Genomic DNA, 13,298 nt, shown 5'->3' with positions numbered 1-13,298 from the left:
CCTTGATCGACGTTCAGCTCGAGGCGAACTGGGTGGCGTAGAGCTCGGCGTAGCGGCCGCCGCGACCGACGAGCTCCTCGTGAGTGCCCTTCTCGATGATGCGACCGGCTTCGACGACGAGGATCGTGTCGGCCTGCCGGATCGTCGACAGACGGTGGGCGATGACCAGAGCCGTCCGCCCGTGCATCGCCTGGGCCAGGGCACGCTGGATCGCGGCCTCATTCGTCGAATCCAACGCCGAGGTGGCCTCATCGAGCACGACGATCTCCGGAGACGCCAGCAGCATCCGGGCGATGGTCAGGCGCTGACGCTCGCCTCCGGAGAGACGGTACCCGCGTTCGCCGACGACCGTGTCCAGTCCATCGGGAAGCGCATCGATGACGCTTCTCAACTGTGCCCGGTCGATGGCATCGAGCATCTGCTCCTCGGTGGCATCGGGATTGACCAGCGCCAGGTTGGCGCGGATCGACTCGTGGAATACATGACCGTCCTGGGTGACGACGCCGACGGCCTCGCGCAGATCGGCGAACGACAGATCGCGGACATCGACGCCGCCGATGGTGATCGTGCCGCCCGTGACGTCGTAGAGCCGAGGCAGCAGCGCCGCGATCGTCGACTTTCCCGCACCCGAGGATCCGACGAGGGCAACGGTGTGCCCGGCGGGGATCGTGAAGCTCAGATCGTGGAGAACCTGATCGCCGCCGCGGGTGTCGAGCACGGAGACGTCTTCGAGGCTGGCCAGGCTGACCTGCGAGGCGCTGGGGTAGGCGAAGTCGACGTGATCGAACTGCACATCCAGCCCACCGGTGGGCAGGGCCTTTGGCTGCGAAGGCTCCTTGAAGTAGGGCACGAGATCGAGGATCTCGAACACCCGCTGGAACGACACCACGGCGCTCTGGATGTCCAGGCGTGCGTTGGCGAGCATCGTCAGCGGCGTGTAGAGCCTGGTCAGCAGCAGTGCCAGGGTCACAACCTGTCCGGCGTTGAGGTTGCCGACGACGGCTTGTGCACCGCCGACGCCGTAGACGAGAGCCAGCGCCAGGGCGGAGACCAGAGTCAGCGAGGACACGAACGTCGACTGCAGCATCGCAACCTTGACCCCGATATCGCGGACCTGGCCGGCGCGGTCGGCGAACTCCTCGTTCTCCTGGCGAGGATTGCCGAAGAGTTTGACCAGGGTGGCACCGGCGGCGGAGAAGCGCTCGGTCATGCGGGTCGACATGTCTGCGGAATTGTTGGCCGCTTCGAACTGCAGGGATGCGAGCTTCCCGCTGAGCATACGGGTGGGGATGATGAACAGCGGCAGCAGCAGGATCGACAGCACGGTCACCTGCCAGGAGATCGTGACCATGACGCCGACGGTCAGGGCGAGGGAGACGAAGTTCGACACGATGCCGGACAAGGTGTTCGAAAACGCTCGCTGCGCACCGATGACGTCCGTATTCAGCCGGGAGACCAGGGCGCCGGTGCGGGTGCGGTTGAAGAATGCGATCGGCATCGACTGGACGTGATCATAGACGGCCGTGCGCAGATCGAAGATGAGTCCCTCACCAATCCGTGAGGACAGGTACCGGTTCGTGATCGAGATGGCCGCATCGGCGATGGCCAACCCGCCGATGGCCACGGCCAGCCACACGACCGTGGACACGGGCCCGCCGCCGGTGATCGCGTTGACGACGTCGCCCGCGAGCACCGGGTTGAGGACGCCGATGCCCGCGGTGAGTACGGACAGCAGCAGGAAGATGATGAGTTTGCGCTTGTGCCGGGTTGCATACCCGGCGATCCGCTTGTAGATGCCCGGTTGGATGCGCGTCTCGGGGGTCTTCTTGCTCTTGACCGAGGAGTACATGAGGTGATGTGCGGATGGCACGCTCATACTGGGTCCCTTTCTGCTGCCGAAACGACCGAGCATGCACGGGGGAGCCCGTGACGGCGCGAGGATCGCTCGCATCCGGCCGCCGCCGCGGGCGGGTGGCCTGCCGGCGGTGAGTAGTTCAGTGCATACTGTGCAACCGCCAGAGCGGTGAAACTATTTCCCCACCGCCCGGCGACTCCCCTCACAGGTCCGCTTACAAGCTCGCCGAGGCGGCCGCCAAGACCTGATGCTCCGACCCGGCAACTACCGTCACAGCTTCCGCAGCTGCACCTTCCGGATCGTGTGGTCGGAGGATTTGTGGAGCACGAGATCGGCTCGGCCGCGGCTGGGCTGGACGTTCTCGCGCAGGTTCGGGAAGTTGATGGAGTCCCAGATCTCCGTGGCCAAGGTGATCGCCTCGTCGTCGTCGAGCTGCGAGTACCGGTGGAAGTACGAGTCCTCGTCCTGGAACGCACCGTGCTTGAGTTTGAGGAACCGCGAGATGTACCACTGGCGGATATCACGGGAGCGCGCATCGACGTAGACGGAGAAGTCGAAATAGTCGCTGATGGCCAAGCCCACGGTTCCGTCCTGACGGGGGCGGGCGGGTTGGAGGACGTTGAGGCCCTCGACGATGAGGACATCGGGGGAGCGCACGACCACCTCGGCGCCGGGAACGATGTCATAGGTGTGGTGCGAGTACACAGGCGCACGGACCTCGGGAGCCCCGGATTTCACGGCGGAGATGAACTTGAGCAGCTTGCGCCGGTCGTAGGATTCGGGGAATCCCTTCCGCCCGTTGAGGCGGCGACGGTCGAGTTCGGCATTGGGGTAGAGGAATCCGTCGGTGGTGATGAGCTCGACGCGCGGAGTGTCGGGCCAGCGGGCGAGCAGCTCGCGCAGCACACGTGCCGTCGTCGACTTGCCCACGGCCACCGATCCGGCGACGCCGATGACGAAGGGCGTGCGCTTGGCATCCTGCGGTTCCAACCCGCGTTCGTGCAGCGGAGAGAAGAATTCCCTGGTCAGGTCGTGCTTCGCCCGCCGTGCGGAGACGTAGAGGTTGAGCAGCCGTGACAGGGGCAGATAGACCTGAGCCACCTCGTCGAGGTTGATCCGATCGCCGAGCCCGCGCAGCCGTTCGATATCGCGCTGCTTCAGCGGCAGCGGCGTAGCCTGGGCGAGCGTACCCCACACCTCCCGATCGAACTCCCAGAACGGAGACGTCGTGTCCGGCTCGCTGCGCCGGGCGGTATTGAGGCCGGCGAGCTTGCGCGCACGGTCCAATTGAGGGTCGACATGGCTCATTCCACCATTGTGTCATGCGTCATGTTCGCCGCCCGCCCCAGGTCGGCGAAAGCCCCCACCCTCACCGAGGCGGTCCCATTGTGCCCGCGTGCGCGTGCAGTTCGTCACGTTGACCCGATCGTGACTCGCCGGAATACCCGAGATCGGCTATCAGTGCGTAAAATCTCCCTCATGTGTGGAATCGTTGGCTATGTATCCAAGGCCCCCGTTGACAATGCCGACCACTCGGCGCTCGATGTCGTGCTCGGCGGCCTGAAGAGGCTCGAGTACCGCGGCTACGACTCGGCCGGCGTCGCGCTCGTGACGCCCGAGGGTCAGCTCGCCTCGGCGAAGAAGGCCGGAAAGTTCTCCGCCCTGACCGAGGAGATCGAGGCCAACCCGCTGCCCGCTGCGCAGACCGGAATCGGCCACACCCGCTGGGCCACCCACGGTGGACCCACCGACCTCAACGCCCACCCGCACCTGGCCGACGGCGGCAAGCTCGCGCTCATCCACAACGGGATCATCGAGAACTTCGCCCACCTGAAGAAGGACCTCGTCGCCGAAGGCGTCGAGTTCCTCTCCGAGACCGACACCGAGGTGGCCGCCGCCCAGCTGGCGAAGAACTACAAGGTGACCGGCGACCTCACCGCCGCGATGCGCAAGACCGCCACCGAACTCGAAGGTGCGTTCACCCTGCTCGCCGTCCATGCCGACGCTCCCGGTCAGGTCGTCGCCGCGCGCCGGAACTCACCGCTGGTCATCGGCCTCGGTGAGGGCGAGAACTTCCTCGGCTCCGACGTCGCCGCGTTCATCGACTACACCCGCACAGCCGTCGAGATCGGCCAGGACGAAGTCGTCACCATCACCCCGGAGACGGTCACGATCACGGACACCGAAGGCAACTCCGTCGAGGGCGAGCAGTTCGAGGTCGACTGGGACACCGCCTCGGCGGAGAAGGGCGGCTTCGCGTCCTTCATGGACAAGGAGATCCACGATCAGCCGCAGGCCGTGGCCGATACCCTGCTCGGCCGCCTCGACACCGAGGGCCGCCTGACGCTGGACGAGATGCACATCGATGAGAACGTGCTCAAGTCCGTGGACAAGATCGTCGTCATCGCCTGCGGCACCGCAGCGTACGCCGGTCAGGTCGCGAAGTACGCGATCGAGCACTGGTGCCGCATCCCCACCGAGGTGGAGCTGGCCCACGAATTCCGCTACCGGGATCCGGTGGTCACGGAGAAGACGCTCGTCGTGGCGATCTCGCAGTCCGGGGAGACCATGGACACGATCATGGCCGTCCGCCACGCACGTCAGCAGGGTGCGAAGGTCATCGCGATCTGCAACACCTTCGGCTCGACGATCCCACGCGAATCCGATGCCGCGCTGTACACCCACGCCGGCCCGGAGATCGCCGTGGCCTCGACGAAGGCCTTCCTGTCGCAGGTCGTCGCCTGCTACCTGCTCGGCCTCTACCTCGCCCAGCTGCGGGGCAACAAGTTCCGCGACGAGATCGGCACGATCCTCGCCGAGCTGCAGTCGATCCCTGCGAAGATCCAGCACATCCTCGACGAGACGAAGTCGCAGGTCCTTGCGCTGGCCGACCGCAACCAGGATGTCGGTTCGGTGCTGTTCCTCGGCCGTCACGTCGGCTACCCGGTGGCGATGGAGGGTGCGCTCAAGCTCAAGGAGCTCGCGTACATCCACGCCGAGGGCTTCGCCGCCGGTGAGCTCAAGCACGGACCGATCGCGCTCATCGACGACGGTCAGCTCGTCATCATCGTCGTGCCGTCCAAGCGCGGCCGGGATTCGCTGCATGCGAAGGTCATCTCGAACATCCAGGAAGTCCGTGCCCGCGGTGCGAACACCGTCGTCATCGCCGAGGAGGGTGACGAAGAGGTCGATCAGTTCGCCTCCGAGGTCATCTACGTGCCCGAGACGACGACGCTCATGGCGCCGCTGCTGACGACGGTTCCGCTGCAGATCTTCGCGATGGAGCTGGCCACGGCCAAGGGCCTCGACGTCGACCAGCCGCGCAACCTCGCGAAGTCGGTCACGGTCGAGTAAGGACGCGAGCATGGCGATCTTGGGAATCGGCACCGATATTGCCGACGTGCCGCGCTTCGCCGAGCACATCGAGCGGGTGCCCGAGCTCCTCGACCGTCTGCTCACCCCGAGTGAGCAGCTGAAACGCAACGGCAAACGCCGGACGGACGCCTCCTTGGCGGCGCGGTTCTCCGCGAAGGAGGCGCTGAAGAAGGCGATCGGCTTTCCCGGATGGCTGCCGTGGCAGTCCGCCGAGGTGGTCCCCGCCTTATCGGGTGCGCCGAGTTTCCGTCTGCGCGGGCTCGTCCTCGAGCACTTCCGTGCCATCGGCGGAACGAACATCCACCTGTCGATCACCCACGATGCGCACCTGACGATGACTTTCGTCATCGCCGAGGGGGAGGGGCCGTCGCTGAGCCCCGGCATCGAAGGTGCCGCCGAGCACTTCACCCACTCGATGTACGGGAAGGGTGCGCGCCTCGGAGAGATGCCGGAGCGCTGATCGACCAGACGGTCGGGGTTCCACGTCGGCGAACAGGGTCGATATCGCGGAAGCGGGAATCGACGGTGGTAATAGACTCAGGGCATGAGTTCACTTCCCAACGACACCGACAAAACCGCCACCGACCCCGCCACCCCCACGATCCCGACCCCCGCCGAGGCGGCCGCCACCTCCGTGCACCTGCCCACGGCCGATGACGCGAACGACATCGCGCCCGGCCTGGTCACCCTGCGCCGGGCGCTGCACGAGAACGTCGAGGTCGGACTCGACCTGCCGGTGACGCAGAAGCTCGTCCTCGACGCCATCGAAGGCCTCGACGTCGAGGTGAGCACGGGGGAGAGGCTGTCGTCGATCGTCGTCGTTCTGCGCGGAGGCGCCCGCAAGGAGGACTCGACCGGGGTCGTACCCGCCGTCCTCCTGCGCGGGGACATGGACGGACTGCCCGTCACCGAGGCGACCGGATTCGACTTCGCGGCCACCTCGGGGAGGATGCACGCCTGCGGCCACGATTTGCACACCGCCGGTCTCGTCGGCGCACTCAAACTCCTCCACCGCGACCGCGACTCCCTGCCCGGCGACGTCGTGTTCATGTTCCAACCCGGCGAAGAAGGCTATGACGGGGCCGGAAAGATGATCGACGAAGGCGTCCTCGACGCTGCCGGACCTCGCGTCAAGGCCGCCTTCGGCATCCACGTCTCCGCCGACGCCGACCTCGGTGTCGCCAGCTCCCGACCCGGATCGTACATGGCGGCGTTCTCGAAGATGACGATCACCGTGAACGGCAAAGGCACGCACGCCTCCCGCCCGGCCACCGGCAAGGACCCAATCCAGGTCGGCGCCATGCTCGTGGGCCAGCTGCAGGAGTACGTCACCCGCCGCTTCGACATCTTCGACCCGCTCGTGATCACCGTCGGCCAGTTCAACGGCGGCACCGCTCCCAACGTCGTCCCCGACTTCGCGACCTTGGTCGTCAGTGTGCGCACGTTCTCTGAAGCGGTGACCTCCCGCGCCGAGGCGGAGCTGCCTCAGCTCGTTCGTGACCTCGTCGCCGCCCACGGTCTGAGCACCGACGTCGAGTACGAGCAGATCCTGCCGCCGACGATCAACGACGACGCCGAAGCCGAGTTCTTCCTCTCGACCTTCACCGACCTCTTCGGCGAGGAGCGGACCGTGCGCAAGGCGAATCCGCTGCCCGGTTCTGAGGACTTCTCCCGCGTGCTCGACGCCGTGCCCGGAGCCTACGGACACTTCGGGGTTGCCCTGCCGAATCTGCCGGTCGAAGAACGCGAAGCCAATCATTCCCCGCGCGCCCGCCACAGCGACGACGGCCTGGCCGACCAAGCTTTGTTTCTCGCCCATCTGGCCGGGCGCCGGCTGGCGCAGTTAGCTGAGGGGTAAGCATGTTCGCCTACCCGAGTGACACCATCAGGGAGGCCGAGAAGCCGCTGCTCGAAGCCGGCATCCCGCTCATGGCCCGTGCTGTCCGAGCGCTGGCGAACAGTGCGGCCGCCATACTGAAGGCCGACCACGGACAGGTCGCCGGCACCCGCGTGAGCGTACTGGCCGGACCGGGCAACAACGCCGGAGACGCACTCTTCGCCGCGGCGACATTGGGCAGGCGCGGTGCCGCCATCACGGTCATCACCCTCTTCGACCGCACTCACGACGATGGACTGGCTGCGGCACGAAGCGCTGGTGCGCAGGTCATCGCGTTCACCTCGGCCGAGGTCGATGCGGCCCGGGGCGACGCTCTGCGCGAACTCTCCCGTGCCGATCTCGTCCTCGACGGGATCCTCGGCACCGGCGGCAGAAAGGGCCTGCCCGACCACATCTCCTCACTCATCGCCGACTGGGCCCCGCACCGCACCGGCCGCCTCATCGCCGTCGATGTCCCCTCCGACCTCGACCCGAACCACACCGGGGCAGAGAAACGACTCCACGCCGACCGCACTGTGACCTTCGGTGGACTCAAGGCCGAACTCATCGATCCGCGTGTGGACGAGTTCATCGGAACCATCGACGTCATCGATATCGGCCTCGGCCTCGACCCCCGCTCGGCCACTGCGGAACTGCTCGATCGCGATGATCTCGTCACCGGATTCCCGCGCCCCGATGAGACCGGGCACAAGTACTCCCGCGGTGTCACCGGGGTCCTCGCCGGCTCCGAGGACTACCCTGGCGCGGGCGTGCTCACTACCACCTCGGCGGTGAACACCGGAGCAGGGATGGTCCGCTATCTCGGCTCCCCGCTCGTCGCCGAATACGTCCTCGGCCTCCACCCCGAGGTCGTCAACGCCTCCGGACGCATCGACTCCGTCGTCCTCGGCCCGGGCGACCCCGAACCCGAATTCGTGCAGGGCGTCGCCGAGGCGCTGGCCGGCAACCGCACACCGGTCGTCGTCGACGCAGGCGGCCTCGACATGATCGCCCGCGCCGAATCGATGGCAGGCACCTGGCTGGCCGACCGCCCGCTCATCATCACCCCGCACGGCGCCGAGCTGGCGCGGCTGCTCAGCCGCCTCCTCGGCGAGATCATCACCGCAGGTCGGATCGGGGCGAACCCGATGCGGTGGGCGCAGCGAGCCGCGGAGCTGACCGACGCGATCGTCCTGCTCAAGGGCCATCACACGGTCATCGCCGCCCCCGACGGACACGTCGTTCTGCCCACGCCGGGGCCGGGCACCCTCGCCACCGCGGGCTCCGGGGACGTGCTCGCCGGGATCCTCGGCACGCTCGCCGCGATCACCGCCGCCCACGGCCGCTACGACAGTGACGACCGGACGCGTCCACCCCGCGAGTGGGCTCGCCTGGCCGGACTCGGAGTGCTGCTGCACAACGAGGCCGGCCGACGTGCGGTGACCGCGTCCGGATTCGCCGATGCCCTCGCCGAGGTGGTCGGCGAACTCATCCACGGCACCGACTGACTCCGCTCACCCACCTCAGTGGATGAGGATCTGCGTCTTCGTCGTGCCCTCCCACTTCATCGCCTTGACAAGACTGGCCTCGTACATCGACACACAGCCGGCGGTCTTCATCGACTCCGCGTTCGCGTGCAGGAAGATCGCCGATCCCTTCCCCGGTGTGCGAGCCTCGTTGTAGCCGATGACCTGGGCGTACTTGTACGGCTTCGGCTGGTAGAGGGATTCGCCTTCGTACCCTTCGGACTTCAGCTGCATCGTGTTGTAGCCCTCGGCCTTCGTCGCGTCACCGTCGACCCAGACGTGATCGCGGGTGACCTTCGTCCACGGCTTGCCCAACCCGGGATTCGCCGAGGTGCCGAAGCCATCGCGCATCCAAAACACACCCTTCGGGGTCTTGCCGTCGCCTTCCCGTTTGCTCGACGTGGTGCCGTTGTAGCCGAGGCGGGCCTTGTAGGGTCCGCTGTCGCGGACGTACCGGTCGCCGGACTTCTTGCACAGGTAGATATCGGCGGTGATCGTCGACCGCTGCTTGACCTCGATGGCCTTCGCGGCCGTGACCGAGCTGTTCGCCTCGACGCCGGTGCAGTACTTCGCGGCCGCCTCGGCGGGATCGGTCTGTCCGATCACGGTGAGGCCCGCCGCGGACAGGACAGCCGTGATCACCATTGCGAGGATGCGGGCTGAAGTGGTGTGCATGATGTCTCCTTCTTCATCGAATGGCTCGTCGAGCCGGTCTTCGCCAAACACCTCGTCGGCTGCACCTGCGACACCTGCGCCGGAGCCGAATGTCGCGGGGGATCAGCGTAACGAAGGTGCTGGTCGGCGGGGGTCGGCGGTAGTCTTATTCAGTGACATCTTTCGACATCCCCGAGGCTCTCGTACGGGCCGAGATCGACGAGGCGGCCCTATGCGACAACGCCGCCGTCCTTGCCGATCGCCTCTCTCCCGCCCGCCTCAAATGCGTCGTCAAAGCCAATGCCTACGGCCACGGCATCGACCTCGTCGCTCCGGCTCTCTTCTCGGCCGGCTGGCGCGAGTTCTGTGTGGCCACGATCCCCGAGGCCCTTCGCCTGCGCAGCCTGCTCGGCCCCGAAGCGCAGATCCTCGCCTGGCTCTACGGACCGACCACCGATCTCGACGAGGCGGTGCGCGCCGACATCGAACTGGGCATTTCGACGGTCGGAGCCCTCGACCGACTCGCCGAGGCGGCTCGCCGCACCGGCGTCACCGCCCGAGCCCATCTGAAGGTCGACACCGGTCTCGGCCGCAATGGTCTGTCCCCGGAAGCGCTTGTCCGTGCCTTCGACTGGCTGCGTCGCCTTGCCGAAGACAGCCGCACTGGCGATTCCGAAGGCCCTGATGCAGGCGCCGATATCCGCATCGTCGGGATCATGAGCCACTTCGCGGTCGCCGACGAACCCGAACGCCCCGAGACCGCTGCGCAGAGCGCGGTCTTCTCCTCCGCCCACGGGCAGCTTCGGGCGGTGCTCGACGCCGCGGACGGCCGCCTCGGCGAATCGGATGACCTGGATGTGCACATCGCGAACTCACCGGGAGCGCTCACCCTGGGGCCGTGCCCGGGCACCTCGGCGCGGGTGGGGCTCGCCCTCTACGGTCTGTCCCCGCTCGAAGACGGGGATCCGGCGGCCCTCGGGCTCCGTCCGGTCATGCGGCTGACCTCCAGAGTCATCAATCTCAAGGACATTCCCGCAGGTCACGGCGCCTCCTACGGGCTGACGTTCACCGCCGAGACCGACACCCGATTCGCGCTCGTGCCCGGTGGGTACGGGGACGGACTGCCGCGGGCGGCCTCGAACCGCGCCGAGGTGGCCATCCGGGGCCGTCGTTACTCCGTCGTCGGACGCATCGCCATGGATCAGATGATCATCGACATCGGGGCGGGCAACGATGAGGTGGCCATCGGCGACGAGGTCGTCATCTTCGGCCCAGGTGGGCCGAGCGCGGCCGAGTGGGGGACCTGGGCGAACACGATCAACTACGAGATCGTCACCCAGCTCAGCGCCCGCGTCGACCGGGTCGCCCAGAAGGGAGACGGCCGATGAGGGTCCATCTCGAATCCTTGGAACAGATGCGCACGTTCGCTGCAGCCCTGGCCGAGCATCTGCGCGCCGGTGACCTGCTCATCCTCACGGGTAACCTCGGAGCGGGGAAGACGACGTTCACACAGTCGCTGGGCAAAGCCCTCGACGTGGCCGGGCGGATCACGTCGCCGACGTTCGTCATCGCCCGCGAACACCCGTCGCGCTCGGGCGGACCCGCCCTCGTCCACGTGGATGCGTATCGGTTGGCCGACGGGGAGGAGCTCGAAGATCTCGACCTCGACTCCGAACTGGACGAGTCGATCACGGTCGTCGAATGGGGAGCCGGCCTGGCCGAGCAGCTCAGCAGCGACCACCTCGACATCACCATCACCCCGGTGTGGGAAGAGGCCGCTGAGGGCAGCGGCTCGGTCGGTATGGACGACGAGGACGAAGTGGAGGACGAACGGCGCACCGTCGACCTCGTTGGTCGCGGGGATGCCTGGATCGAACGTATGCCGGCGGTTGAGGCCGCTGTCTCGGCGCTGGCAGGCGTGCGAGTCGACGACCGGGCCACTGCAGACCTGCCTGCCGAGGACCCAGCGAATGAGGGAGACGAATCATGATCATTTTGGCCATCGACACCTCGCAGTCGGCCTCTGTCGCCCTCGTGGATTCGGACACCGGTGCGGTCATCGCCGCCGAACAGGCCGATGACCAGCGTCGACATGTTGAGTTCATCGGCCCCGCGCTCGCCGGCGTGCTCGCCGCCGATGCTCAACCCGAACTCGTCGTCGTCGGCATCGGACCCGGTCCCTTCACCGGACTGCGGGTGGGCATCGCCGCAGGGATCGCCGTCGGTCAGGCCCGCGGGATTCCCGTCAAGGGACTGCTGTCCCAAGCTGCGATCGCCGAAGAGTTCGCCCGCAGTGCCGAAGGCTCCCCAGCACCTGCGTCGGAGGTCGCGTCGACCGCGGCGGACGCATCCGGTGGTCCCGTCCTCATCGCCTCGGACGCCCGCCGCAAAGAGGTCTACTTCAGCGTCTACGATTCCGCCGACGCGACGCTGAACGCCGGACCGTTCGTAGCCAAACCGGCCGAGGTCGCTTCAGTTCTCGCCGACAACGGCTTCCGGTTCGACACGATCGATGAGAAGCTCGGCCGCGGATTCCTCCTCTATGCGGACATCCTGGGAGCCTCGAGCACCGAGTCCATCACCGATCCTCGTGCCGAATACCTCGCCCTCGCCGCGGCACGGGAACTCGCCGCCGGTCGAGAGCTGAGTGACCCGATCCCCGAGTACCTGCGCGAACCCGATGCGAAAGCGACCCCGGTACGCGAGAGCTCATTGAAATGACGTCCACGACCATCGCCGAGCTTCCCTGGTGGGACCTCGCCGAGGTGGCCGACCATGATGCGGCGATCTTCGGCCCGACGGCGTGGACGCTCGGCTACTACTGGTCGGTCAAGGCCCAGAATGGCACGATCATGCTCGCCGCCAGGACCGCCTCGGCGGGGGAAGCTGACGGGGAGTCCCCGTCCACGGATAAGGACGCCACCACCTCGGCGGGGGAGCTGACCGGGTGGATCGTCATGTCAGGGGCCGGTGCGGAAGCCGACGTGATGACGATCGCCACCACCGAGGCGGCGCGTGGCACAGGCATCGGTCGCGCCCTGCTGCAGGCGGGAATCGATTGGGCGAGGGAACGCGGCTCCGACGTCGTCCACCTCGAGGTCGACGAACGCAATGCTGCGGCGCTGGCGATGTACGCAACCTTCGGGTTCGAAGAATGGGGACGGCGTCCGGACTACTATCCAGGTGCCGCGGGAATTCTCATGCGTCTGCGGATCGGCGACTAGGCCACCGGGACCGCGCGGTTTTCAGTCGCCTCGGTGAGGTCGACGAGCAGCGCTCCGTTGAGTCGGAACGCCTCCATCGTCTCGTCTATGACGATCTGCTCATCGCCGCCGGTCGTCGCAACCTGATCGAGGAGTCTGCGGTAGGCGTCCTTGTACGGCTTCGTCTTCCCGAGCTCTGCGAAATCCCACATCGTCAGTGAGGTCGCCGGCAGACTGTAGTGCCGGTTCATGAGTGCGCCGATCGCCTGGCCTCCGGAGAGGTCCCCGAGGTAGCGCGTGTAGTGGTGCGCGATGACCTGCTCGGCGCGTTCGAGCCCCGCCAAGTGTGCGGCATAGGCGGTGGCGCTGGGCATCACCGGCAGCTCGGTTCCGTCGAGCGCAGCCAGGTCGGCGGCGATGCGTTCGGCACGGAACAGAGCCGCGTCGAAGAACGGTGCGAACACCGGATCGTCGGCGAATTCCCGCGACTTGGACTCGAGCACGCCGTAGATGACGTCGTACTGCTTGAGCAGAAGAGCGTAGGCCCGGGAATCGAGCCGTCCTTCCATGAGGTCGACCATGAATGTGGTGTGTTCGACCTCGTCGTGGATGGTGGCGGTGCTGGACTTGAGGCGGGTGGAGAACTGTTCAGACATCATGTTTCCTTGGGGGAGTGCGGCCAATCGAATGCTGAAGTGCCGCCGAGGTGGGGTGATCGGCATCATTGCATGTTTGTAGCTTAGCCTAACCTGACTTCCGGGAGGAGGTCCGGCCCCGAAGTGATGGAGGTCAAACGGGTAGTCTGGGGG

General features: G+C 66.7%; 12 protein-coding genes. 8 read left to right on the top strand and 4 right to left on the bottom strand.

The genetic code is table 11. The features are described 5' to 3' along the window. Window positions 1–13 precede the first annotated feature (13 nt). Both SB749_RS00295 and coaA read right to left on the bottom strand, forming a co-directional pair. Window positions 14–1,876 carry an ABC transporter ATP-binding protein gene (locus SB749_RS00295; RefSeq protein ID WP_410708456.1) on the bottom strand — a complete coding sequence of 621 codons (1,863 nt, stop codon included), beginning with the start codon at window positions 1,874–1,876 and terminating at the stop codon, window positions 14–16. A gap of 249 nt (window positions 1,877–2,125) precedes the next feature. Further along, on the bottom strand, window positions 2,126–3,163 hold the full coding sequence (gene coaA, locus SB749_RS00290; protein WP_025779539.1) for a type I pantothenate kinase: 1,038 nt from the start codon (window positions 3,161–3,163) through the stop codon (window positions 2,126–2,128). A 171-nt stretch (window positions 3,164–3,334) separates the two neighbouring features. Here coaA and glmS point away from each other — a divergent pair, with 171 nt between their 5' ends. From glmS to SB749_RS00270, 4 genes are all read left to right on the top strand, one after another. Further along, window positions 3,335–5,209: a glutamine--fructose-6-phosphate transaminase (isomerizing) gene (gene glmS, locus SB749_RS00285; RefSeq protein ID WP_410708455.1), complete on the top strand. Its 1,875-nt coding sequence runs from the start codon at window positions 3,335–3,337 to the stop codon at window positions 5,207–5,209. Window positions 5,210–5,219: 10 nt separating this feature from the next. After that, window positions 5,220–5,690 carry a holo-ACP synthase gene (locus SB749_RS00280; RefSeq protein WP_410708453.1) on the top strand — a complete coding sequence of 157 codons (471 nt, stop codon included), beginning with the start codon at window positions 5,220–5,222 and terminating at the stop codon, window positions 5,688–5,690. A gap of 84 nt (window positions 5,691–5,774) precedes the next feature. Continuing rightward, window positions 5,775–7,088 carry a M20 metallopeptidase family protein gene (locus SB749_RS00275; protein ID WP_410708451.1) on the top strand — a complete coding sequence of 438 codons (1,314 nt, stop codon included), beginning with the start codon at window positions 5,775–5,777 and terminating at the stop codon, window positions 7,086–7,088. Between the two features lie 2 nt (window positions 7,089–7,090). Next, a complete protein-coding gene (locus SB749_RS00270; RefSeq protein ID WP_410708450.1) occupies window positions 7,091–8,614 on the top strand; it encodes a bifunctional ADP-dependent NAD(P)H-hydrate dehydratase/NAD(P)H-hydrate epimerase in 1,524 nt (507 codons plus the stop codon). Between the two features lie 15 nt (window positions 8,615–8,629). On the opposite strand, the gene SB749_RS00265 is transcribed toward SB749_RS00270, so the two are convergent. After that, entirely contained in the window at window positions 8,630–9,307 is a 678-nt protein-coding gene (locus SB749_RS00265) for a hypothetical protein (RefSeq protein ID WP_410708449.1), read from the bottom strand. Between the two features lie 152 nt (window positions 9,308–9,459). On the opposite strand from SB749_RS00265, the gene alr reads away from it, so the two are divergent. Genes alr through SB749_RS00245 form a run of 4 tightly spaced genes read left to right on the top strand, consistent with a single transcriptional unit; the run spans window position 9,460 to window position 12,510 of the window. Then, window positions 9,460–10,674: an alanine racemase gene (alr, locus tag SB749_RS00260; RefSeq protein WP_410708448.1), complete on the top strand. Its 1,215-nt coding sequence runs from the start codon at window positions 9,460–9,462 to the stop codon at window positions 10,672–10,674. Then, window positions 10,671–11,276, top strand: coding sequence for a tRNA (adenosine(37)-N6)-threonylcarbamoyltransferase complex ATPase subunit type 1 TsaE (gene tsaE, locus SB749_RS00255; RefSeq protein ID WP_410708447.1), 606 nt, complete (start codon window positions 10,671–10,673; stop codon window positions 11,274–11,276). Before alr ends, tsaE begins: the two co-directional genes overlap by 4 nt. Then, window positions 11,273–12,007 (top strand): tRNA (adenosine(37)-N6)-threonylcarbamoyltransferase complex dimerization subunit type 1 TsaB, encoded by a 735-nt coding sequence (tsaB, locus tag SB749_RS00250; protein ID WP_410708446.1) that lies wholly within the window; start codon window positions 11,273–11,275, stop codon window positions 12,005–12,007. Before tsaE ends, tsaB begins: the two co-directional genes overlap by 4 nt. Beyond that, window positions 12,004–12,510, top strand: coding sequence for a GNAT family N-acetyltransferase (locus tag SB749_RS00245; protein ID WP_410708445.1), 507 nt, complete (start codon window positions 12,004–12,006; stop codon window positions 12,508–12,510). The genes tsaB and SB749_RS00245 overlap by 4 nt, the downstream gene beginning before the upstream one ends. On the opposite strand, the gene SB749_RS00240 is transcribed toward SB749_RS00245, so the two are convergent. Continuing rightward, a complete protein-coding gene (locus SB749_RS00240; protein WP_410708444.1) occupies window positions 12,507–13,145 on the bottom strand; it encodes a heme oxygenase (biliverdin-producing) in 639 nt (212 codons plus the stop codon). The genes SB749_RS00245 and SB749_RS00240 overlap by 4 nt on opposite strands. Window positions 13,146–13,298: the final 153 nt, after the last annotated feature.

It is taken from the genome of Brevibacterium sp. SIMBA_078, from assembly GCF_046534565.1.
In the GTDB taxonomy this organism is placed as follows: domain Bacteria; phylum Actinomycetota; class Actinomycetes; order Actinomycetales; family Brevibacteriaceae; genus Brevibacterium.
This window is presented reverse-complemented; position numbering and strand designations above follow the sequence as displayed.

Coding starts and splice junctions, on each gene's coding strand:
- SB749_RS00280 (WP_410708453.1), top strand. CDS start 5,220: ATGGCGATCTTGGGAATCGGCACCGATATTGCCGACGTGCCGCGCTTC.
- SB749_RS00245 (WP_410708445.1), top strand. CDS start 12,004: ATGACGTCCACGACCATCGCCGAGCTTCCCTGGTGGGACCTCGCCGAG.
- glmS (WP_410708455.1), top strand. CDS start 3,335: ATGTGTGGAATCGTTGGCTATGTATCCAAGGCCCCCGTTGACAATGCC.
- tsaB (WP_410708446.1), top strand. CDS start 11,273: ATGATCATTTTGGCCATCGACACCTCGCAGTCGGCCTCTGTCGCCCTC.
- SB749_RS00275 (WP_410708451.1), top strand. CDS start 5,775: ATGAGTTCACTTCCCAACGACACCGACAAAACCGCCACCGACCCCGCC.
- SB749_RS00240 (WP_410708444.1), bottom strand. CDS start 13,145: ATGTCTGAACAGTTCTCCACCCGCCTCAAGTCCAGCACCGCCACCATC.
- SB749_RS00265 (WP_410708449.1), bottom strand. CDS start 9,307: ATGCACACCACTTCAGCCCGCATCCTCGCAATGGTGATCACGGCTGTC.
- SB749_RS00295 (WP_410708456.1), bottom strand. CDS start 1,876: ATGAGCGTGCCATCCGCACATCACCTCATGTACTCCTCGGTCAAGAGC.
- tsaE (WP_410708447.1), top strand. CDS start 10,671: ATGAGGGTCCATCTCGAATCCTTGGAACAGATGCGCACGTTCGCTGCA.
- coaA (WP_025779539.1), bottom strand. CDS start 3,163: ATGAGCCATGTCGACCCTCAATTGGACCGTGCGCGCAAGCTCGCCGGC.
- SB749_RS00270 (WP_410708450.1), top strand. CDS start 7,091: ATGTTCGCCTACCCGAGTGACACCATCAGGGAGGCCGAGAAGCCGCTG.